Here is a 21,876-nt window from a genome sequence, read left to right as displayed (position 1 = left end):
TCACCTGGGTGCGGCCGGGCGGGCGGCATCCTGCAGGATGCGATCCAGCCGCTGGATGTTGTCATGCCAGCTGTAGCACGAGGCATGGGCCGTGATCGCGTCGGGCTGCCAGTCGCGGCGCAGCGCCTGGTCCAGCGCGTCGACCAGGGCCTGGCGGTCCCTTGGTGGCACCATCAGCCCGGCGTGCGCGGGCAGTACCTCGGGAATGCCGCCGACGTTGCTGGCCACCACCGGCAGGCCGCAGGCCATCGCTTCCAGGACGACGTTGGGCACGCCCTCGCTGTGGCTGGGGAGGCAAAGCAGGTTGGCCGCACGCATCCACTCCGGCAGCTCGTCGTGCACGCGGGCACCGGCGAGCAGCAGCCGTTCCGCGACGCCGAGTTCCCCCGCCCGGTTGCGAAGGATGCGCGCCGCGGGACCGTCGCCGACGAAGGCCAGCCGCGCGTCTGGTTCGCGCTTGAGCAGCCCGGCAAACGCCTCCAGCAGGTCCAGGCACCCCTTGCCGGGCTTGAGGTTGCCGGCATACAGGACCAGGGGTGCCTCGGACGGCAGTCCCAGCCGTTCGCGTGCGGCGGCACGGTCGCCGGGGCGGAAGTGGTCGCCGTCGACGCCGTTGTAGAGCACGTGAACACGGCCGGCCGGCGCGCCCAGCTCGCGTGCGCGTGCGGCGAGCGCGGCGCTGACGGCGATCACCGCCCGGGCGCCGCGCAGCGCGGAGGAGATCTGCCGCCGCTGCAGCCAGCGGCCGGCCTGCTGGTTGAGGTCGCTGCCGTGCACCTTGACCACGTACGGCATGCCCAGCGTGCGGGCGAGCCGGGCGGTGCCGACGGCATCGGGGTAGCCCCAGCTGGCCAGCAGCAGGTCGTAGCGCGCGCGCCGGAGCGCCGCCCCGCGCTGCGCCATCAGCGATGCGTACCAGGCCAGCCCGTGCAGGCTGCGGCCGATGCGCGGCGGATACCAGAAGGTGAAGTCGGAGCTGCGCGCGTGCGCCAGCCGCGGCGGCTCACCGCGGCGGCCTCGGTGGCGGTCGCGGAAGTCGACCGCGACCATCACTTCCAGATCGTGGAACCGCGCCAGCCGGTCGAACTGCTGGCGGTTGAAGCTGGCACGCAGCGGATCCCACGCGCTCGGAAACAGGTTGGTGAGGGCGAGGATGTTCATCCTGTCCCGCTCGCGTAAAGGTCGAGGTAGCGCGACGCCATGACCTGGAAGGTCGCGTTCTCCAGCAGCCAGGCGCGCCCGGCGCGCCCCATCCGGTCTGCAAGGTCGGGGTCCTTGAGCAGGCGGGCCAGTGCCGCCGCCAGCGCACCGGGGTCGGCCGGCGGCACGATCAGGCCGTTCACGCCATCGGCGACGATCTCGCCGTTGCCGCCGACCCGGGTCGCCACGATCGGGAGCGCGCTGGCACAGGCTTCGAGCAGGGCGATCGAATAGCCCTCCGAGACAGACGACATGGCGAAGATCGAGAACGCCGGCAGCAGTGACGGCACGTCGTTGCGGTCGCCCAGCAGGAACACGCGGTCGGCGACGCCGGCGTCCCCGAGCGCGGCTTCGATCGTGGAGCGCTCTTCGCCTTCCCCGACCAGCACCAGGGCAACGTCGTTGCGCTGGGCGCGCAGCCGGGCGAAGGCGGCGACCATGGTGTTCAGGTCCTTGGCCCAGTTCAGGCGGCCGACGAAGCCGATCAGCCGGGTTTCCGGCGGCAGGCCGAGGCTGGTTGCCAGCTGTTGGCGCAGCTGTGGGTCGCGCGGGCGGAAAGGCCCGGGATGGATCCCGTTGGGCAGGACGTGGATCTTGCGCGCCGGGACGAGGCCGGCGTCGACAAGACGGCGACCGGCCGCCTCCGACACCGCCACCGAGACGTCGGCCAGGCGCATCGAGTGCCGGAACAGTCTTTCGCGCCGACTGGCCGGGCTGCGGGCGCCCATGCCATGGCGCGTGTTCACTACCCGGCGCAGGCCGAGTCCGAGCGCGGCGACCGCTGCATAGTAGTGGGGGGTGTCGTTGTGGCTGTGCAGCACATCCGGGCGTTGCGCGACGAGCGCCCGCCGCAGTCGCCAGAGCGCGCGCGCATCGGGGCCGTCGCGTTTGTCGCATGCAAGCACGCGCACGCCGTGGGCCGTGAGCTCGGGTGCCAGCGTCCCGGCCTCGAACAGGCAGACGACCTGGCAGTCGTGCCCGGTCGCGGCCTGGGCCAGGGCAAGGTCGATGACGACCCGTTCCAGCCCGCCCCGGTTGAGGGTCTCGACCGCGTGGGTGATCCTCACGGCAGCCTCGATACGGTGACCCGGAACTTGCCGCTGGCGGTGAGGGGGATGTCGTCGACGCGCTGCAGTTCAAGGCTGGCGTCGCTGCCCAGCACCCTGGTGATCTCGCGGCGCACGTAGGCTTCCTGCCCGGTGTCGAATTCCGGGCCGGGCACCAGCTTCAGGGTGAAGCGGTCCAGCGTCTCCTGGACCACCTGGAACCGGCGCACGCCGGCGACGTCCTTGAGCATGTGCGGGAAGAATTCGCCCGGCAGCACGCGGCCGTCCGTGGTGCGGATGGCGTCGAGCCGGCGCCCGTCGATGCGCGCCAGGCGCGGCAGTCCGCGCGGGCCGGTTGCATGCCAGGCCCCTTTGCGGCTGGCAATATCGCCGTTGAGGTAACGGATGAAGGGCATGCCCAGGTTGTGCAGGTCGGTGATGGCGAGTTCCCCCTTCTCGTGGCCGTCGTCGGTCCGCTTCGTGTCCAGCAGCTCGACCACCAGGTGATCGGCGCTGGCAAGCAGTCCATCGCGATCCTCCGCTTCGCAGGCGATCAGCATGAACTCCCGGCAGCCGTAGGTGTTGTATGCCTTCGCGCCGGGGAACGCGGCTTCGATCACCGGCCTCTGGTAATCGTGCAGCGCTTCGGCGGCACCCAGCACCGTGGCCACGCCGGGGATGCTGCGGCCTTGCTCAAGCAGCCACTTTGATAGACGGAACAAGGGGTCGACATAGGCCACGATTACCTCTGGCCGGTAAGCGGCGATGGCGTCGGCATAGTCGGCCATGTTGTCGTCGCGCATCAGGAAGCTGTTGAGCATCCGGCGACGGAACGCGGCGTGGTACAGCCGCTCCTTCAGCAGCGCGCCGCGCCCGGGGTCGCCCACCGTGCCGCCCCAGAGGAACAGGGAGCGCCGGGCCATCCGGGCGCCGCTCCAGCCGTAGCCGCGCCACATCACCGCCGCACGCCGGTCGTTGCTCTCGCGCGTGTAGCCGAAGCGCAGCGGTTCACCGGTCGAACCGCCCGTGGCTTTGTACAGCATGTGGTGGCCGAGCGATCGTGACTGCAGGTCGTCGAAGTTCGCGCGGATGTCCTCCTTGGTCAGTACCGGCAGTCGCGCGTAATCCTGCATCGACCCGAGGTCGCCGGGTTCGAAGCCGATGGCCTGCCAGCGTGCCCGGTAATAGGGGACGTCCCGCCAGCAATGTTCGACAAGCGCCTTGAGCTTGGACCACTGGATCGCGGCGATCTCCTCCGGCGAGCGCCACTGGTTGGCCTCGTACTCTCGCAGGTGCCGCAGCGTGGCGCGCCCGCGCAACCCTTCGTAGCCGGGATAGAGGACGTGCCGGAACGCGCGCTCGTACAAGCTCATGCGGCGTTCTCCGCGCGACGCGCCGCCCAGCCGAGGATGCGGCCGACGACGCTGGGCCGCCCCCTCGCGATCCGCGCGTGCAGCGCCTGGATGTGCTGCAGGTCGCTGGCGCTCCAGAACCCCAGGACGAGCGTGCCGGCGACGTACGTGAGCGATAGCAGGACCCCTCCCAGCACCAGGCCCGGCAGCGCCCCGAGCTGGCCGCGCACCGCCAATGCGACGCCGGCGGCGAGCAGCGCCGCGACCAGCACCCGTGCAATCCGGCCCCATTCGAGCCTGGCGCCGCTGTAGCGCAGCGCGATCACGAGCATCAGCGTCGCGATCATCATGCTGGTGACGCCGTAGGCGACCACCGCGCCGGTCAGCCCGAAGCGCTGGATCAGGCTGATGTCCAGCGCCACCTTCACGATCGAACCTCCGAGCACGACGAGCATCAGCGTGCGCTGCCGGTCCGACCCCAGCAGGTAGCCGGAGGCGGCCTGGGAAATGGTCGAGAGCGCGCCGGTGGACAGGCAGACCGCGAAGGCGAAGGCGGCGGGCGCGAACGCCTCGCCATACAGCAGGCCGATGATCGCGTCCGCAAACACCACGCCGAACGCGACCACCGGGGTAGCCAGTGCGGCCAGGTAGGTGGTTGATGTCGCCATCCGCTGCCCCGCCACCTCGCGACCCTGGGCCAGCGCATTGGCCATCATCGGAAGGAGCAGGGCGCCGAACACTCCAGGTACCAGCAGCAGCGACCCGCTCGCGAGCTGGAAGGCGACCTTGAAGTGACCGGCCGAGGCCGCCGTGTCGAACAGCGTCAGGAACAGGACCTCGACTTCGCTGGCGGTGACGAAACTGATGGCCACGGTCACCGCGACCAGCGTTGTGTAACTGCGCAGGCGCGCGCGCAGCTCTTCGTCGAGCGGCTCGTGCGGCTGGGCTGGAGGCAGCAGGCGTACGACCTGCCTGCGCGAGATCCACCAGAACGCGAAGCTCGATACCGTGTAGGTGCCGAGGAACCACTCCATCGGCCCATCCAGCCACCACGCCACCAGGATCAGCAGCAGGTTCAACGGTGCGACGATGACCGCGATCATCGCGGTGACGCGGAAGTTCTCGTAGCCCTTGGCGATGGAGATATTGAGCATGTAGGACGCGCGCAGGGCGGTCGTGACCAGCAGGATCGCCAGCAGCACGCCGTGGTTGAAGTCGGCCGCCAGCCGCTGTCCATGCAGCAGGAACAGGGCGGTGCCGCCCAGCAGCACCACGACCAGGAACGCGCCCTGCACGCGCCAGGCCCACGTCAGCAGCGGACGGATCTGTGCATGGCGGCCGGCGCCACGCAGCTCGGCGACGAACTTGATGACGGCGCTGGCCACGCCCGAGTTCGTGATCACCACGCCGGTGGCGACCAGCCAGATCACCAGGCTGTAGGCGCCGAAGTCCGCCGGCCCCAGGTGCCGCGCGATGATGATCGACGTCAGCATGCCCAGGAAATACTCCGTGTAGATCCCCACGGAGGAGAACAGGGTGTTGCGTATCACCTGGCTGCGCGTGTTCATCAGCCGGCCAGCACGAAGAGGATTTTCACTAACAGCCACAAGGCGACCGTGCTGGCCACCGCGGCGACGCACCATTTGAACCAGTCGCGCTGGACGCTCAACTCCGGCAGGCCGCCCCAGCGCTCCTGCGCTCCGCCGTACCAGCCGGTGACCAGGCCCAGCAGGATGTAAAGCAGGATCACGTAGCTGCGACTGAGGAAGAATGCGCAGGCGAAGAAACCGACCATGGCGATCAGCAGGGTCATCGCCATCTTCCGTTCCTCGGTCCACAGGACCTGGTGGGCAGGGTCGTCCATGGTGGCGGGCAGGCGCAGGATCATGACCGGCATGAGGAAGCAGTAGCCGACCATCGCCAGCCAGACCGTGTAGCCGATGATCCCGGTCTCGGCCAACACCAGCACGAACGAATTGTGCGCGGTCAGGTAGGTGTGGTCGGTGAAGTTGCCCAGGCCAACGCCCAGCACCGGGTAGGCCAGGAACATCTGGATGCCGTCGTACCAGGTCTCGATGCGGCCGTAGGCGGACGACTCGCCGGCGTCGAGCTCCTGCATGCGGGTGGGCAGCATCATCAGGACGGTCATGCCCAGTGCTCCGAGCGTGCCGGCGACGAGCAGCCCGCGGCGCAGCCACAGCCACACCCCGCCCATCGCCATCACTGCGAGGAAGGCGCCGCGCGAGTCGGTCAGGTACACGCCATACAGCAGGGTCGCCGCCACGACCCACCAGAACAGCCGGCGCAGACCGAGCGCTCCGCCGCGGCCCGCCATGAGCAGCGCCATCGGGATGGCGATGATGAACAGCATCGCCAGGTCATTGGGATCGCTGAAGATGCCGACGTACTGGATGCGGCCATCCTGCACGGTGGGCATGCCGGTCCAGCCCTGGCCGAGTTCCACCTGCTCGATGCCGTGGATCGTCAGCACCATTGCGCAAAGCGCGATCGCCCACATGATCCGCAGGCAGTTTTTGGGCGCGTGGCTGGCCTGCGCGATCACCAGCAGTGCGAGCATCGACGGCAGGAACTCGAGCAAGCGCAGGTACGCGCCGCCCAACCAGCCGTTGGCCACCATCGAGAGCATGCCCACCGCAACGAACGCCCCCAGCAGCACATAGGTCGGTTGCGCCAGCGGCCGGCGCTGGTTGCCAAGCAGCCAGGCGAGCAGGGCGGCCAGCATCGTGATCGGCAGGATCGGGATCCCCATGTCGGCCAATGCGGGATATTCCTGGGGACGGATCAGTACCAGGCCAAGCCAGGTCAGCAGGAACAGCATCACGCCGGGTAGGTCCTCAGCCTGGATGGGTGGGTGAACAATTCCGGCAGTGCCAGCATGCCTTCGAACCAGGCAGCGTCGATGTTGCATTCGATGCCCGTGCGCAGGAATTCGTAGCGCACGGCCGGGCGGGGGGCGCTGACGCCATTGATGTAGGTGAACCCGATCCGGAACCCCTGTTCGCGGACGGCGTCCACGACGCGCGCATCGTATGCGTCCGGGCCGCCGACGGGGTAGGAGAAGGCAATGGGCCGAACGCCCATTTCTGCGGCCAGGCGGCTATGGCATTCGGCCACCTCCGCCCGCAGGGCATCATCGGGGAGCTTGGCCAGCATCCGGTGGTGTACGCCATGGCCGCCGATTTCCATTCCCCCGGCCTGCATCTCGCGCAGCTGATCCCAGGTCATGGGCCGGCAGTCGGGGTGGCCCACCGACCGTGGCCGCCGGCAATCCGCTTCCAGTGCCGTGATCGCGGCCTGCTGGCCCGCGTCGTCGAGGTATTTGAGGCGGTCGAGCAAATCGGCGACCAGGGCGCGCCGCTCAGCGAGTGCCATCGGCAACGGGACGTCGACCCCCAGCCCGGGCAGCCGCAGCCTGTCGGCCGTGGTGGTCAGCACCAGGTGCGCCATCCAGTCGTAGGCGTACGGCAGGCCGCTGTCGATGTGTCCGGTGGCGACGAAGAAGGTGGCGGGAACGCCCGTTTCGCGCAGGATGGGGAACGCGATCGCATGATTGTCGTCGTAGCCGTCGTCGAAGGTCACCAGCACCGCGTCGCGCGGCAGCGCCGGGCCGCCATCCAGGGCGGCGACAACTTCGCGGCAGGTCACCGGGTGGAAGCGGTCGCGCAGGTGCATCATCTGGTCGCGGAACGCGCCGGGGGAAGCACTGATGAGTCCGGGGTCGAACGCGAAGCCGTCGTCGAGGCCGCGCACGCGGTGGTAGGCGAGCACGCGCAGGTCGCGCCGGAAGCATCCGCGCACGATCCGGATGACCGGCAGCAGGCGCCACGCGTGGGCGCGGGTGGCCAGCCGCTGGCGCTGCCCGGGCGCCGGCGGCGCCGCTGGCACGAACGCGGTGGCCGTGTCACCTGCCATGGACCCACTCCTGGCCGGGGGCCGGGCCGGATTCCGTACGCTCTCCTGACTCAAGCCGTTCATGGCGCCTGTAATGATCGAACAGACCGACTTCATGGTTCTGTACCGCGAACTGGGCATCGGGCCCGACAGCTCGGTGGACGGGCTGCGCATGGCCTACAGGCGCCGCGTGGCGGACCTGCACCCGGACCGGGGCGGCGACGAGGGCGGGGACGCACTCAAGGCCCTCAACCAGCGCTACGCCGCGGCGATCGATTTCCATCGCCATCACGGCCGCCTGCCCGGAGCCGCCCCGCGGGCGCCGGCAGCCAGGCCGCTCCCGTCCGCAGAGCCGCAGGCGCAGGTCCCGGTTGCCCTGGAGGAAGAACCGCTGCAGGAGCGGCAGCCGCCGTCGAAGTTCGTCAGGTACGGCATCGTGTTGGTGGCGGCTGGCGCGGCGTGGTGGTTCACGCACAGCGATGTCCCGCTTCCCGGGTTCCTTGATGGGGTTGCAGGAAGTCAACGCGGAATCGAGCCGTCCGCGGCCATTGCCCTGCGCCAGGGGATGCAGTCGCGCGAAGTGATTGCAATCCTCGGCGACCCGGTGAGCCGCGAGCTCGGCGGGGTGCACTGGGAGTACGGACCCTCCTGGGTCCGCTTCGAGTGCGGCCAGGTGGTCGACTGGTACAGTTCGCCGCTGCACCCATTGAAGGCCTCCCGTTCCCGTCCGCAGGAACCGGCCGGCTCCGCGTCCGCGGGGATTGCGCCGCGTTGCCCGCCGGGTTCGTGAGCCCCAGGGACCTACCGCGAAGCATGAGCCGCTACGCCGCCAAGCTGAGGAAGGCCATCCGCCGCACGTGGATGAAGTACGCCATGCGCGGCGTGGGCGGCGCCGACAACTACCAGCGGCTGGAGCTGGCCTACCGGCTCGGCGATCCGTGGAACATGGATTCGGGCCTGGAGCAGGCGCGCTTCGCTGCCACCAACGACCTGGTGGAGCGTGCCTTCGGGCGCGTCGGCAGCCTGCTCGAGATCGGCTGCGGCGAAGGCCACCAGACCCTGGCGCTGCAGGCGCTCGCCGACCAGGTCCACGGCATCGACGTCAGCCCGACGGCGATCGAGCGCGCCCGCGCCCGTGTGCCCGGGGCCCTGTTCGCGGCCACCGACATTGCGCGGCAGCCCTGGGGTGGCCAGGCGGGTCGCTTCGACCTGGTCGTCGCCTGCGAGGTGCTCTATTACATCAAGGACATCCCGGCGACGCTGGAGCGCATGAACCACCTTGGACGCGCCTGCTTCGTCACCTTCTTCGCGCCGGCCCTGGGCCGGCTCGGGCCGCACCTGGCTGCCATGCCGGGGCTGCGGAAGGACTGGATCCACCACGACGGGGTCACCTGGCTGGCGTGCTGGTGGCGCAACCCGGGATGACGGTCCAGACGCCAGGCGCCGCGTCAGCGCACAGGAGGCACTGAGGCATGTGTGGGCTGGCAGGCTACGTTGGCCATCCCGTGCCCGCGGGCGCGGAGCGGCCGCTGCTGGAGCGGATGATCCGGGCCCTCGCGCACCGCGGACCCGATGGCTGCGGTTTCCATGTCGCACCCGGCGTCGGGCTGGCGCATGCGCGGCTGTCGATCATCGACCTGGCCACCGGCGACCAGCCGATCCACAACCCGGCGCGCACGGCGTGGACGGTGTTCAACGGCGAGATCTTCAACTTCGTGGAGCTGCGGGCGGATCTGGAGGCGCAGGGGCACGTGTTCCACACGCGCTCGGACACCGAGGTGATCGTCCATCTGTACGACCGCTACGGCGACCGCTTCGTGGAATACCTCAACGGCCAGTTCGCCATCGCGCTGTGGGACGACGCCCGGCGGCGGCTGGTGCTGGCGCGCGACCGCGCCGGGATACGGCCGCTGTACTGGACCAGGGCCGGCGGCGCGCTGTGGTTCGCGTCGGAGCCCGGTGCGCTGTTCGCGGCCCTGCCGGGGCACGCGCGCCTGTCGGTGCCGGGCCTGCTGCAGGCCTTCAGCTACTGGGCGCCGTGGGATCCGGACACCGCTTGGGAAGGCGTGCAGAGCCTGCCGCCCGGGCACCTGCTGGCGATCGCGGCCGATGGCAGCCAGACGCTCACCCGGTATTGGGACTGGACGTTTCCCCCGGCGGAGGAAACACATCCTTCGCGCTTCAGCGGCATCGACCAGGCCGTGGGCGAGCTGCGCGAGCGCCTGGTGCAGGCCGTGCGCCTGCAGCTGCGCGCCGACGTGCCGGTCGGTGCCTACCTGAGCGGCGGCCTGGATTCCTCCGGCATCGTGGCCCTGGTGCGCGGCTTCACCACGACGCCGGTGCGCACCTTCTCGGTTGCCTTCGATCAGCCGCAGTTCGACGAGAGCGAGCACCAGATGGCGATGGTGCGCCACCTGGGCACCGACCATTCGACCCTGCGCGTCTCGATGCGCGACATCGGCCAGGCCTTCCCGCGCCTGGTCGCGCACGCCGGGACCCCGGTGCTGCGCACGGCCGCGGTGCCGCTGATGCTGCTCGCCGACTCGGTGCGCGCCCACGGCTACAAGGTCGTGCTGACCGGGGAGGGCGCCGACGAGCTGTTTGGCGGCTACGACCTGTTCAAGGAGGCCAAGGTCCGCCGTTTCTGGGCGCGCCAGCCCGGTTCGACCCTGCGCCCCAGGCTGTTGGCGCGGCTGTACGGCTACCTGGAGAACTCGCCGGCGGCCAGTCCGGCGTTCGCGGCCTCGTTCTTCGGCCAGGGACGGGAGCACATCGACCGGGCGGTGTTCGCCCACGTGCCGCGCTGGACCACCTCCCAGCGTGCCTTCGCCTTCCTGGCGCCCGCGCTGCGCGACCGGGCGGAGGCGTGGGATGCGATGGCGTTCGCCGAGTCGCGGTTGCCCGCGGGGATCCGTGGCTGGGCACCGCTGGCGCGCGACCAGTACGTCGAGGCGAAGACGCTGCTGGCCGGTTACCTGCTTGCCGCCCAGGGCGACCGGGCGGCGATGGCGGGCTCGATCGAAGGCCGCTATCCCTTCCTCGACCACACCCTGATCGAGTTCGCCAACAGGCTGCCGCCCTCGTGGAAGATCCGCGGCCTGACCGAGAAGCACATCCTGCGCCGCGCGCTGGCCGACCTGCTGCCCGACGATATCGCCCGGCGCATGAAACAGCCTTACCGCGCGCCCGACTGCGCCAGCTTCTTCGTCGACGGCCGACCGCTGGATTACGTGGGCGACCTGTTCTCGGCGGACAACCTGCGCGACAGCGGCCTGTTCGACGTCGACCGGACCACGAGGCTGTTCGCCAAGGCGCGCGCGGGCAGGGCAACCGGGTTTGCGGACAACCAGGCCTTCGTCGGCATCCTGTCGACCCTGCTCCTGCTGCGCAGTCCCCCCGGCATCGGGACGGCGCCTTAGGGGGAGGTCGCGGGGGGTTCCAGCCGCAGCAGCTTGCCGTCGATGCCGTCGGTAAGCAGGTACACGAAGCCGTCGGGACCGACGCGCACGTCGCGGATGCGGTCGCGGCCCTGGAGCAGGCGCTCCTCGTGCACGATGCGGTCACCGTCCAGTTCCAGCCGGATCAGCGCCTGCCCGGCCAGCGCACCGATGAACAGGTCGCCGCGCCATTCGGGAAAGGCGTCGCCGGCGTAGAACGCCATGCCGCTGACCGCCGGCGAGACCGGCCAATAGTGGTGCGGCTGCTCGGTGCCCTCGACACTGGTGCCCATCGCCTCGGGCACGGCGCCGCCGGAGTAGTCCTGGCCGTGGGTCGCCAGCGGCCAGCCGTAGTTGCGCCCGGGCTGCGGGAGGTTGATCTCGTCGCCACCCATGGGGCCGTGCTCATGGCTCCACAGCACGCGCGTTTGCGGATGCAGGGCCATGCCCTGGATGTTGCGGTGGCCGTAGCTCCAGATTTCCGGCCGTGCGCCTTCGCGGCCGAGGAAGGGATTGTCCTCGGGCACGCGGCCATCCGGGTACAGCCGGACGACCTTGCCCTGGAGGTGGTCGAGCAGCTGCGCGGTGGCAGCGGACCGGTTGTCGCCGGTGCCGATGAACATGAAGCCCTGGTCGTCGAATACGATCCGCGAGCCCATGTGGGTGCCGTGCGACAGCTTCGGCTCCTGGCGGAACACCACCTGCACGTCTTCGAGCCCGCGTTCGCCAAGGCGCCCGCGCGCAACCGCGGTGCCCCCCTTGTTGCCGCGCCAGTTCGGCTCGCCGTAGGACAGGTACACCAGCCGGTCGTCGGGGAAGGTGGGGGCGATCGCGACATCGAGCAGACCACTCTGGCCTTGCAGCAACACCGTGGGCACCCCGCCGAGCGGATCGGAGATCGCGCCGTCCACTGAAATGCGCCGCAGCCGCCCCGGGCGCTCGGTCACCAGCATGTCGCCATCGGGAAGGAATGCCAGTGACCACGGGCGCACCAGGCCGTCGGCGATCAGGCGCAGGGCAAGGCTGCCGTGCTCGCCCTCGATCACCTCGGCGGGTGCATCGGCGTGGTAGCGCGGGGTCGCGATGATGTCCTGACCGCTCTGCGGATCGCGTTCTACCCCACAAGCCACCAGCGCGACCAGCAACACCAGGCTTCCGGTGGCGATGCCCGCACGCGCAACGCGCGTCGGGCCGGGATCGGGGGCGTGCGGGCTGGAAGGCTTCATCACTCTGCTCGAATGAAGGAATGGATCCACATGTGCCGGCGGCAACAGATCAAGCAGTTCATCCTCGAGAATTTCCTGTTCACCGACGACGATTCCGCGTTTGCCGATGATACCTCGCTGATCAAGCAGGGCATCGTGGACTCCACCGGCATCCTGGAGCTCATCCTCTTCATCGAGGAAAGCTGGACGGTGCGCGTCCCGCCGGAGGACATGACGCCAACGAACTTCGACAGCCTCGACGCGATCGGCCGCTACCTCGACGGCCGGCTGGCGGCCTGAGCGCAACGTTGATGCAGGCCCTGGCCGCACGCCTTGAAGACACCGCAGCGGCGATGCCCCGCCGGATCGCGATCCAGCACGGCGCGCGGCGCATCGATTACCGCACGCTGCGCGATGCCGCGTTGTGCTTTGCCGCCGGCCTGGGCAGGCACGGCGTACGGCCGGGCGATCGGGTCGGGCTTGCCTTGCCAAACGGCATCGAGGCAGCCATCGCCTGGTATGGCTGCTGGCGCGCGGGCGCCGTGGTCGTGCCGCTGAACGTGCAGGCCCGCGAGCGCGACTTCGCGACCTGGCTGCGTCACGCAGGCGCAAGGCTGCTGCTGCACGCACAGGGCCACGCCGACGCGGCACGGGCCGCCGCCACGGCCGGCGTGCCGGCGCTTGTCCTGGACCCGGAGCGGGATCCCACCGGCATGTTCGCCGGCGTGGATGCCGTCGCCGCGGCCGGCCTGCCGATGCCGGATGCTGCCGCGCTGGCGGCGATTCTCTACACCTCGGGCACCACCGGCGCACCGAAGGGCGTGGCACTGAGCCACCGCAACCTGGCCGCGAACACGGATTCGATCCTGGACTACCTCCAGCTGGGTCCCGAGGACTCCACTGTCAGCGTGCTGCCCTTCTACTACGCCTACGGCGCCTCGGTGCTGCACACGCACCTGGCGGTCGGCGCGCGGGTGGTGCTGGAGGACAACACCGTGTTTCCGCACCTGGTGGCCGGGGCGCTGGCGCGCGAGCGCGCGACCGGATTTTCCGGCGTGCCGTCGACCTTCGCATTGCTGCTCGACCGTGGCCGCCTCGGGGACTGCGACCTGTCCTCGCTGCGTTACCTCACGCAGGCCGGTGGGGCGATGGCGCCGGCACTGACCCGTCGCGTGCGCGACGCCTTTCCCGGCGCACGGCTGTTCGTCATGTACGGGCAGACCGAGGCCAGCGCGCGGCTGACGTGCCTGGCACCCGAGCAGCTGGACGAAAGACCCGGATCGGTCGGCACCCCGATCGCGGGCGTGCAGATCCGCGTGCGGCGCGAGGGCGGCGCCGACGCGGCGCCGGGCGAACAGGGCGAGGTCTGGGCACGCGGAGACAACATCATGACCGGCTACTGGAACGCGCCGGAGGCCACCGCCGCGGCCGTGGTCGACGGCTGGCTGCGCACCGGCGACCTGGGGCACCTGGATGCCGACGGGTTCCTGTGGCTCGCCGGCCGCCGCGCCGACATGATCAAGACCGGTGCCCACCGCGTGCATCCGCAGGACGTCGAGGAGGTCATCGCAGAGCTCCCCGGCGTGCGCGAAGTGGCGGTCGCGGGCATCGACGACGCCCTGCTCGGCCAGGTGGTGGCCGCCTACCTCGTCACCGGCCCGGGCGCGCCCGACGAGATGGCGGTAAAGGCGCACTGCCTGCGCCGCCTGGCCGGCTACAAGATCCCGAAGCGGGTCGCCTTCGTGGCGGAACTGCCGAAGACCGCGTCCGGAAAGGTCCGGCGCGCCGCATTGACACAGGGGACCTGATGAACGATCTCGATCCATCCGTGCTGGACATCGACTACGCCGCCGAGGCCGATCACATCGCGCAGCGGCTGCGGCACATCGTCGCGCGCGACCTGCACAGGCGCGGGCTGGTGGTTGCGATCTCGGGCGGCATCGACAGCACCGTCTGCGCAGCGCTCGCGGTGCGCGCGCTGGGCGCTGAACGCGTGGTCTGCCTGATCCTGCCCGAGCGTGATTCCAGCGATGACAGCGCGGCGCGCGCGAACCTGCTGGCCGAACACCTGGGCGTGCGCGTGCATACCCACGACATCGCGCCGGCGCTGGCCGCCATCGGGTGCTACAGGGCCCGCGACGACGCCGTGCGCACCGTGCTGCCGGACTATGGAGAGGGCTGGAAGTTCAAGATCGTCATCGCCGGCGGAGCCGAGGGACTGTTCAACCGCTTCCGCATCATTGCCGAGGATCCATCGGGCGCGCGACACGAGCACGAGCTGCCGCTGGAGGCCTACCTGACCATCGTGGCGGCCACCAACTTCAAGCAGCGCATCCGCAAGACACTGGAGTACTTCCACGCGGACCGGCTCAACTACGCGGTGACCGGCACGCCCAACCGGCTGGAGTACGACCAGGGCTTCTTCGTCAAGAACGGCGACGGCGCGGCCGACGTCAAGCCGATCGCGCACCTGTACAAGAGCCAGGTCTACGGCATGGCACGGTTCCTGGGCCTGCCGGAGCGGTTGACTTCGGTGACGCCGACCACCGACACCTATTCGCTGGCACAGGGACAGGACGAGTTCTACTTCGCGCTGCCCTACGGGCAGATGGACCTTGCGCTGTGGGCGTTCAACCATGGCCGGACGGCGGCGGAACTCGGTGCCGCGCTGGGAGTGAGTCCGGGCCGGGCCCAGGCGGTCTACGACGACATCCGCGCCAAGCGCCGCACCACGGCCTACCTGCATCGGCCGCCGGTGCTGGTGGAGCCGGTGCCCGAGCTGCGGGGGCACTGAGGCATGACGCAGGCGCCGGCCTACACCGTCCATGAAGCGGACCCGGTGCGCGATCGCGACCTCATCCTCGGGCTGTGGCGCGGCAACCTCGGCGATGCCGGGCGGATGGCCGCCAAGTACGACTGGTTCTACCTCCAGTGCCCGGACGGTGCGCCGTTGACCCTGCTGCTGCGGCATGAAGAGAGCGGGTCCTGGGTGGGTGTGGCCAGCGCCGGACCGCGCCGGATGCTGTACGACGGCCGGACGGTGCTGACCGGCGTGCTCGTTGACCTCACCGTGCTGCCCGCACATCGCTCGCTGTGGCCGGCGCTGTCGCTGCAGATGGGGCTGATGGAGGCAGGGGCCAGGCGCTTCGGACTGATGTACGGGTTCCCGAACCCGAAGGCCGCGGTCGTGTTCAAGCGCGTCGGATACGTGCCCCTGTGCAGGATGGTCCGCCATGCGCGGGTGCTGCGCCATGGTGACTATGTCCGGCGCCGGCTCCCTGCGCCGCTGGCCGTGCCGGCAGGGTGGCTGCTGGATACCGTGGACCGGATTCGGCCGCGTGCCTGGAGGGGCGGCCTGCGCGGGCGCTGGCAGGACCGGGCCGATGAGGTGCTTGGTGCGCTGTGGACGCCCGCGTCCGCCGGCCGCGGACCAATCGCGATCCGCGACCTGGCTTTTCTGCGGTGGCGCTTCGACGCGTCGCCGCTGGTCCAGGTGCGTTACCTGGTGGTTGAGGACGCCGGCGGCACGCCGCAGGCCTGGTTTGCCTGCGAGTCGCGCGGAAAGGTCCTTTTCGTGCACGATCTCTGGTCGGGCCGTGGCGTCGCCGGGCCGTCGCGGGAGCAGCTTGCGACCCTGTTGCGTGCTGCGCGGGAAGGCGGGTATGGGTCGGTCTCGGTCGAGTTCGGCCCGGCCGCGGTGGACGCGGTATGGCTCGAAGCCGGTTTTATCGCCCGCGAGTCACGCCCGGTGTTCTGGCACCCGTCGACCGTCGACACGCCACCGAGCTGGCTCACCGCAGCCGATGAGGATGAGTAGCCCGTGGCCGCGTGGACGTGCAGCCAGGCGTTGCAATGCCCGCCAAGGGGAACCGGAGTCGTCGAGGGTCCAGGGGAGGTGATGCGATGAAACTGAGGTTTGGCACCGTGCTGCTGCTGGCCGCGTTTGCGCCCGGCTGCGCGGAATCCGCCGCGCCGGTCGCTGCCGGGGGCCCGGGCATCCGGGTGACACAGGTGCTGGATGAAGGCCTGCAGTTCCCGACCGCCGTCGTCAGCCCCCGCGATGGCAGCGGCCGCATGTTCATACTCGAGCGCGAGGGCAGCATCCGCGTACTCGACCGCGAGGGCAAACTGTTGCCGGAGCCCTACTACGTCCGGGACGTGGCGACCATGGACATCGAGCAGGGCCTGCTTGGCCTCGCCTTCGACCCTGGCTTCGGGGAGAACGGCCGGCTCTACATCGCCTACAGTGGCGCCGCCGAGGGAGAGCGCCATGGCCTCGTGCTGCGTCGCCTGCAGGCAGCGGATCCGGCGGCAGACCGGTTCGAAGGCAGCGAGCAGGTGGTGATGCGGGTGGAAGGCCTGGTCGCCAACCACAATGGCGGCGACATCCATTTCGGCCCCGACGGGATGTTGTACTGGGCGGTCGGCGCCGGGACCGGCGAGCCGGCGGACCACGCCCACGCACGCCTGGCGGACAACCTGCTGGGCAAGATCCTGCGGATCGACGTGCGCGATGGCGCGACCGGTGCGAGGAACGCGTGCGGCCGGAAGGGCCGGGCGGCCTACGCGATCCCGGCCGGCAATCCATTCGCCGGAAGGCGCGGCGAATGCGGCGAGATCTACGCCCTCGGGCTGCGCAACCCCTGGCGCTTCGGCATCGACGCCGACAATGGCGACCTTTGGATCGGCGACGTCGGCAAGGACCGCGAGGAGGTCAGCCGCTTCCGCGCCGGCGACAACCCGGACCTGGGTTATCCGGCGTGCCAGGGCAGCCACGACTATCCCTCCACCGGTGCCACCGATTGTCCGGAGCGCATGGGGACACATCCCCCGGTGTTCGACTACGACGTCGGCACCAGCGGCCGCTGCGCGGTGACCGGCGGCGTCATGTACCGCGGATCGCTTCCCGCGCTGAAGGGTGCGTACGTCTTCTCCGATTCCTGTTCCAGCGAACTGCTGGTCGGCAGGCTGTCGGCCGGCGGCGCGCTGGAGGTGGAGTCGATCGACAGTGGCATCGCGCCAGGCTACGGGACGGTGGCGTCGTTTGGCGAAGGCGAGGACGGCGAGCTGTGGTTCATCAACCACCAGAATGGCGGCCTGTATCGCGTGAGTGGCAGGGACTGAGCCGCGCTTGCCGGTTCATGTGGCCAGGCGTTCCCGCGGTGCGCGGAACAGGTGCAGGGCGAGGAAATCGGGCCGGAAACGGCCGGCCCCGTCAACCACGCCCGACTGCTCGAAGCCCAGCCGGCCAAGCAGCCAGGAAGGCCGCTCGGCGACCAGGTTCATCACCGGATCGCTGGTGAAGGCGAGTTCGTAGCCGGCGTCGCGGGTGCGCGCCAGCACGGTGTCGTCGTAGCGCCCATGCGGATAGGACAGGGTCGTGGGCGCCGCGGCGCCGAGGTGGTCGCCGACGATGGCGCGCGCGGTGGTGAGTTCGGAATGGAGGTCTTCGGCACGCGTCATCGGCACATGGGTTTTGCCGTGCACGCCGATCGCGACGCCCCCTGCGGCCAGTTCCAGCAGCTCGGAACGGGTCACCATCTGCCGCATGCCGTCGCCCAGGGCGTCGGTGAAGGGGGCCAGGACGCCCATGCGCTCCGCTGGCCGGAGTGTTTCCAGCACGGCGATGACTTTGCGCAGGCCGTCCAGCGAATCGGTGGGCGCCTGCGGCAGCCCATGTCCGGCGCCGGCCAATGCTGCTGCGAGTGCCGGCACCTGGATCCGGCCCAGGCGGTAGCCGGCCACCAACTGCTCCTGGAAAAACGGCGCGTCGCGATCGACCACGTCGGCGACGGTGAACAACAGCGCCGGCATCCCGGCGGCGCGCAGGCGCGGCAGGGCGTGGGCATGGTTGTCGGCCCAGCCGTCGTCGAAGGTGATCAGCAGGGCGCGATCGGGCAGGGGAATGCCGTGGCGCCGCGCGGCCAGTACCTGGTCGCTGGAGACGACGTTGTAGTGCCGGCGGAAGAACTCCAGGCAGCGTTCGAGCAGGCCTGCGTCGAGCGTGTAATCCGGGTCGCAGGACGACCAGCGCGGGTCACTGCTGGCCAGCACGCGGTGGAACATGATGACCGTCAGCGCCCGGCGATTGCGTATCCGGTGGTACAACCCGAGCAGGCCACTGCGATAGAGCGCGCGCTTGACCAGATCAACAGCCATGACCGACATTCCGGAAACCTCCGTCATCATCCCGACCTGGAACCGCCGCGACATGGTCGCGCGGGCGATCGATTCGGTGTTGGCGCAGACGCGGGCGGTCGAGGAGGTCATCGTCGTTGATGACGGATCCTGCGACGGTACCGGCGAATACCTGGCCCAACGCTATGGAGAACGGATCACCTGCGTGCGGCAGGACAACGCCGGGGTCTCGGCTGCCCGCAACCGTGGCCTGGCGCTGGCCCGGGGACGCTATCTGGCATTGCTGGACAGCGACGACGAATGGCTGCCGGAGAAGAACGCGCGCCAGGTGCGCTACCTCGAGGACAACCCCGGCATCGGCATGGTCCTGTGCAACGTGCTGCGCGTGAACCCCGATGGTTCGCTGATCGACGTCTTCGACCGGCGCAAGCAGATTCCCGTCGACGGCCCGGCGCTGGGTCCGGTGCTGTGCGATCCCGCGCTGGCCCCACTGTCGGCGCTGATGCGGCGCGAGGTGTACGAGCAGGTCGGTGGTTTCGACGAAGGCCTGCGCACCGCCGAGGACCTCGACTTCCTCCTGCGCGTCGCCGCGAACTGGCCGATCGGCGTGGTCGCCGAGCCGCTGGCGCGCGCGTTGCGCGGGCACGACGGGCTTTCCGCGCTGGCTTCGACGGAGGACGATTACATTCGCGTCATGGAGCGGGCCGCGGAGGCCGCCGTCGGCGCCGTGCCCGAGGCGCTGCGCAAACAGGCGCTTGCGACGGCCTACGTGAAGAACGCGGAGGCCTGCATCTGGCGCCGGCGCTACCGCGAAGGCTGGCGACTGGCGCGCAAGGCGTGGGCACTGGCCCCGCCGGCACCGCTGCGCGGCCGGCTGCTGCGCCTGCTGCCAACGACCGCAAAGCGCATGCTGCGCGCTCTGCTGCCACGCCGGGCGAGCTGAGTTGCCGGAGTACGGCGCCGCTGCTCAGGCGTCGTCGCCTGGCGGTTCCAGGCCTTCGGCCTCGGCTTGCAGCGCTGCGCGCCTGATCTTGCCGGTGTTTGTCTTGGGCAGCGCGTCGCGGAACTCGATCAGGCGGGGCACCATGAATTCCTCCAGTCGCGCGCTGCAGTGCGCGATGACCTCGCGGTTGGTCAGCGTGACGTTCTCATCGACGGCCAGGATCGCCTTCAACGCCCTTCCGAGGATTTCGTCCGGAACGCCGACCACGGCCGCCTCGCGGACGCCGGGAAGGGCGTAGAGCACGTTCTCGACTTCCTTGGGGCTGACCTTTTCGCCGCGCGACTTGATGATGTCGTCCTTGCGTCCGACGAAGTACAGGAAGCCTTCGGCGTCCATGCGGAACAGGTCGCCGGTGTGGAGTACTTTTTCCCACGGGTAGCGGCCCGGCCTGAGCGCCTGGGCGGTCGCCTCCGGATTGCGCCAGTAGCCCTGCATGACGTGACCGCCCCGCACGACCAGTTCGCCAACCGTGTCTGCAGGCAGCGGCTTGCCCTGGTCGTCGGCCACCCACGCCTCGGTGAACGGAATGGCAATCCCAACGCTTTCGGGGCGGCGGTCCAGTTCTTCCGGCGGCAGCCAGGTGCAGCGCTTGGACTCGGTCATGCCATACATCGAGTACAGCCGGGCCTGCGGGAAGAGTTCGCGCAGGCGCGCGATGTGCGCGGGTGGAAGCGCGGCGGCGGTATTGGTCAGGAATTTCACCGATGCCGCCCATTCGGGCCTGAAATTGCGCAGCTGCACGATCAGCGCCGCCATCGTTGGCACCAGTGGAAACCCGGTGATGCGCTCGCTCGCCAGCAGCGGCAGGATCTTCTGCGGGAACGCGAAGGACTTTTCCAGCACCAGCGTCGCGCCCAGCTTCACGCACATCAGCAGCTGATAGAGGCCGTAGTCGAACGCCAGCGGCAGCACGCTGAGCACGATGTCATCGGGCGTCATGCGCAGGTACGTGGTGATCGAGGTCGCGGCGTGCTCGATGTTCGTGTGCGTCATCATGACGCCCTTGGGCTGGCCGGTGGAGCCCGAGGTGTAGACCAGCATCGCAAGGTCGATGTCGATGCCGCGCGGCGCCGTGTCGAGTCGGGGGTGAGCTCCGATGAACGAGTCCCACGTGATCTCGCGGCCTGACAGCCCGTCAGTGGCATCGACAACGACTACGCGGCGCAGGCTGGGCACCTCCGCCGCCGCGGCGCGTGCGGCCGGGAGCAGGCTGGCCTGGGTGACCAGCACTGTGGCTTCACAGTCGTTGAGCACCCAGGCAAGCTTGCCTGCCTTGGTGGTGGGATTGATGACGCTGAAAACGCCTCCCGCATACAGGGTGCCGAAGAGGCCCGCGGCGGTTTCCATCCGGTTCTCCAGGAACAGCACGCAGCGCTCGCCGTTGGTGAAGCCCTGCGTGTGGACCAGCGCGGCTGCAAAGCGTTCCGAGGCCTCCGCCAGGTCCGCATAGGACACGTGCCTGCCGCCGCAGATCATCGCGGCGTGGCCTGGCCGATGGGCGGCGTGGGAACGAAGATGCGCCTCGTAGCGCATCAGGCCGCGGTTCCCGTTTCGTCGAGCCTGGTGCTGACGTAGCGGACGAGGTTAGCAACGCTGTCGATATTCTCGGGGACCACGTCTTCATCGTCGACCATGACGCCAAACTCGTCTTCCAGCCAGACGACGATCGACAGGACACCCATTGAATCGACCATGCCGCTGTCCAGGAGGCTGTCCTCGGCCCTGAGGTCTTCCGGGACCGGAAAATGCTCGCCCAGGAAGTTGCGGATTCGGGATTCTATGTCTTCCATGCTTCGGAAATTCCTGTAGGGGATGTGCTGGACCCCATCCAGCGTGGCGGTGATGGGGGCCGGCAGCGGAGGACCTTATCCAGGCGTCGCGCCAGGCGTCGCACGAGCCTGCCGCTGGGGCGGCGGCTGGACCATGTGCTCCCGCCCCGGGGGCGGCGTCAGCGTGCCGATGCGGCGCGCTGGGTTCCCCGCGACGACCGTATATGGCGCCACGTGCCCGGAGACGACCGAGTGTGCAGAGACGATGCTGCCTTCGCCGATTTCGGTTCCGGGCATCACCTGCGCATGGGCCCCGATCCACACGTTGTCGTGCACGATGATCGGCTTGACGTCCTCGGTGTCGGGCGGTGCCCCGGCCATGCGCTGCGCGGGATCGGAATGGTGGCCGCTGGCGTCGCGGAACGACACCGCTCCTGCGACAAGTACCCGGGAGCCGAGCCGGATCTCGCGACCGACCACGAAGCTGACGCTGTGCGACAGGTCGCAGTGGTCGCCGATGGTGAGTTTGGGGCGCTCCACGTAGCGGGCAGCGAAGGTGACGCCGATCTTGCCGCTTATGTGCACGTGGTCGCCTAGCACCAGCTCTCCCCGGCCTTGCACCCATGGCACGTAGATGCCCGTTGTCACCCCGCGGCCGAACCGCGTGCAGTAGGCCTTGAGCAGGGGTTCGGCGATCAGCGTCCGGCGTACGAAGAACACGACCGCGCGTAGTGCCAGGAAGGTCCACAGGTAGGGGAGGATGATCAGCCTGGGCGCGGGCAGGGTGAAACCACGCAGCTTCGCGCGCACGCCC

The 21,876-nt window shown here is 69.5% G+C and carries 20 protein-coding genes; 9 read left to right on the top strand and 11 right to left on the bottom strand.

Features of this window, described 5'->3' with window-relative positions; all coding sequences use genetic code 11:
- From ACOZ90_RS08570 to ACOZ90_RS08545, 6 genes are read right to left on the bottom strand one after another with little or no spacing between them, the layout of a single operon-like run.
- Entirely contained in the window at positions 1-1,161 is a 1,161-nt protein-coding gene (locus tag ACOZ90_RS08570) for a glycosyltransferase family 4 protein (RefSeq protein ID WP_422893242.1), read from the bottom strand.
- Positions 1,158-2,267 carry a glycosyltransferase gene (locus ACOZ90_RS08565; RefSeq protein WP_422893241.1) on the bottom strand — a complete coding sequence of 370 codons (1,110 nt, stop codon included), beginning with the start codon at positions 2,265-2,267 and terminating at the stop codon, positions 1,158-1,160. Before ACOZ90_RS08565 ends, ACOZ90_RS08570 begins: the two co-directional genes overlap by 4 nt.
- Complete coding sequence (locus tag ACOZ90_RS08560; RefSeq protein ID WP_422893240.1) at positions 2,264-3,619, bottom strand: phenylacetate--CoA ligase family protein; 1,356 nt, start codon at positions 3,617-3,619, stop codon at positions 2,264-2,266. The genes ACOZ90_RS08565 and ACOZ90_RS08560 overlap by 4 nt, the downstream gene beginning before the upstream one ends.
- Positions 3,616-5,166 (bottom strand): oligosaccharide flippase family protein, encoded by a 1,551-nt coding sequence (locus ACOZ90_RS08555; RefSeq protein WP_422893239.1) that lies wholly within the window; start codon positions 5,164-5,166, stop codon positions 3,616-3,618. Before ACOZ90_RS08555 ends, ACOZ90_RS08560 begins: the two co-directional genes overlap by 4 nt.
- On the bottom strand, positions 5,166-6,437 hold the full coding sequence (locus tag ACOZ90_RS08550; protein ID WP_422893434.1) for an O-antigen ligase family protein: 1,272 nt from the start codon (positions 6,435-6,437) through the stop codon (positions 5,166-5,168). Before ACOZ90_RS08550 ends, ACOZ90_RS08555 begins: the two co-directional genes overlap by 1 nt.
- Positions 6,437-7,531, bottom strand: coding sequence for a polysaccharide deacetylase family protein (locus ACOZ90_RS08545; protein WP_422893238.1), 1,095 nt, complete (start codon positions 7,529-7,531; stop codon positions 6,437-6,439). Before ACOZ90_RS08545 ends, ACOZ90_RS08550 begins: the two co-directional genes overlap by 1 nt.
- 73 nt (positions 7,532-7,604) lie before the next feature.
- Between ACOZ90_RS08545 and ACOZ90_RS08540 the strand changes: the two genes are divergently transcribed.
- From ACOZ90_RS08540 to asnB, 3 genes are read left to right on the top strand one after another with little or no spacing between them, the layout of a single operon-like run.
- On the top strand, positions 7,605-8,300 hold the full coding sequence (locus tag ACOZ90_RS08540) for a J domain-containing protein (RefSeq protein WP_422893237.1): 696 nt from the start codon (positions 7,605-7,607) through the stop codon (positions 8,298-8,300).
- A 23-nt stretch (positions 8,301-8,323) separates the two neighbouring features.
- Positions 8,324-8,935, top strand: coding sequence for a class I SAM-dependent methyltransferase (locus ACOZ90_RS08535; protein ID WP_422893236.1), 612 nt, complete (start codon positions 8,324-8,326; stop codon positions 8,933-8,935).
- A 47-nt stretch (positions 8,936-8,982) separates the two neighbouring features.
- Complete coding sequence (gene asnB, locus ACOZ90_RS08530; RefSeq protein ID WP_422893235.1) at positions 8,983-10,929, top strand: asparagine synthase (glutamine-hydrolyzing); 1,947 nt, start codon at positions 8,983-8,985, stop codon at positions 10,927-10,929.
- Here the strand turns inward: asnB and ACOZ90_RS08525 are convergent.
- Positions 10,926-12,173 carry a PQQ-dependent sugar dehydrogenase gene (locus ACOZ90_RS08525; RefSeq protein WP_422893234.1) on the bottom strand — a complete coding sequence of 416 codons (1,248 nt, stop codon included), beginning with the start codon at positions 12,171-12,173 and terminating at the stop codon, positions 10,926-10,928. The genes asnB and ACOZ90_RS08525 overlap by 4 nt on opposite strands.
- Positions 12,174-12,185: 12 nt before the next feature.
- Here ACOZ90_RS08525 and ACOZ90_RS08520 point away from each other — a divergent pair, with 12 nt between their 5' ends.
- The 5 genes from ACOZ90_RS08520 (at position 12,186) to ACOZ90_RS08500 (ending at position 17,276) form a co-directional block, all read left to right on the top strand.
- Positions 12,186-12,452, top strand: a complete 267-nt coding sequence (locus tag ACOZ90_RS08520) for an acyl carrier protein (protein WP_422893233.1) — start codon at positions 12,186-12,188, stop codon at positions 12,450-12,452.
- 11 nt (positions 12,453-12,463) lie between these two features.
- Positions 12,464-13,960, top strand: coding sequence for a class I adenylate-forming enzyme family protein (locus ACOZ90_RS08515; RefSeq protein ID WP_422893232.1), 1,497 nt, complete (start codon positions 12,464-12,466; stop codon positions 13,958-13,960).
- Entirely contained in the window at positions 13,960-14,946 is a 987-nt protein-coding gene (gene nadE, locus ACOZ90_RS08510; RefSeq protein ID WP_422893231.1) for an NAD(+) synthase, read from the top strand. Before ACOZ90_RS08515 ends, nadE begins: the two co-directional genes overlap by 1 nt.
- A 3-nt stretch (positions 14,947-14,949) precedes the next feature.
- Positions 14,950-15,969, top strand: a complete 1,020-nt coding sequence (locus tag ACOZ90_RS08505; protein WP_422893230.1) for a hypothetical protein — start codon at positions 14,950-14,952, stop codon at positions 15,967-15,969.
- Positions 15,970-16,055: 86 nt separating this feature from the next.
- Entirely contained in the window at positions 16,056-17,276 is a 1,221-nt protein-coding gene (locus ACOZ90_RS08500; protein WP_422893229.1) for a PQQ-dependent sugar dehydrogenase, read from the top strand.
- Between the two features lie 15 nt (positions 17,277-17,291).
- On the opposite strand, the gene ACOZ90_RS08495 is transcribed toward ACOZ90_RS08500, so the two are convergent.
- Positions 17,292-18,311: a polysaccharide deacetylase family protein gene (locus ACOZ90_RS08495; protein WP_422893228.1), complete on the bottom strand. Its 1,020-nt coding sequence runs from the start codon at positions 18,309-18,311 to the stop codon at positions 17,292-17,294.
- On the opposite strand from ACOZ90_RS08495, the gene ACOZ90_RS08490 reads away from it, so the two are divergent.
- On the top strand, positions 18,310-19,233 hold the full coding sequence (locus tag ACOZ90_RS08490; protein WP_422893227.1) for a glycosyltransferase: 924 nt from the start codon (positions 18,310-18,312) through the stop codon (positions 19,231-19,233). The two genes, ACOZ90_RS08495 and ACOZ90_RS08490, sit on opposite strands and share 2 nt — an antisense overlap.
- 24 nt (positions 19,234-19,257) lie before the next feature.
- Here ACOZ90_RS08490 and ACOZ90_RS08485 read toward each other — a convergent pair whose 3' ends face one another.
- From ACOZ90_RS08485 to ACOZ90_RS08475, 3 genes are all read right to left on the bottom strand, one after another.
- Positions 19,258-20,826, bottom strand: a complete 1,569-nt coding sequence (locus ACOZ90_RS08485) for a class I adenylate-forming enzyme family protein (RefSeq protein ID WP_422893226.1) — start codon at positions 20,824-20,826, stop codon at positions 19,258-19,260.
- Positions 20,826-21,083: an acyl carrier protein gene (locus tag ACOZ90_RS08480; protein ID WP_422893225.1), complete on the bottom strand. Its 258-nt coding sequence runs from the start codon at positions 21,081-21,083 to the stop codon at positions 20,826-20,828. The genes ACOZ90_RS08485 and ACOZ90_RS08480 overlap by 1 nt, the downstream gene beginning before the upstream one ends.
- Before the next feature lie 75 nt (positions 21,084-21,158).
- A complete protein-coding gene (locus tag ACOZ90_RS08475; protein WP_422893224.1) occupies positions 21,159-21,872 on the bottom strand; it encodes an acyltransferase in 714 nt (237 codons plus the stop codon).
- Positions 21,873-21,876 lie beyond the last annotated feature (4 nt).

Origin of the sequence: Luteimonas dalianensis (genome assembly GCF_049339425.1) — a bacterium.
GTDB classification, from domain to species: Bacteria; Pseudomonadota; Gammaproteobacteria; order Xanthomonadales; family Xanthomonadaceae; genus Luteimonas; species Luteimonas dalianensis.
Note: the sequence above shows the minus strand (reverse complement) of the source record. Positions and strands in the feature narration are given on the sequence as shown.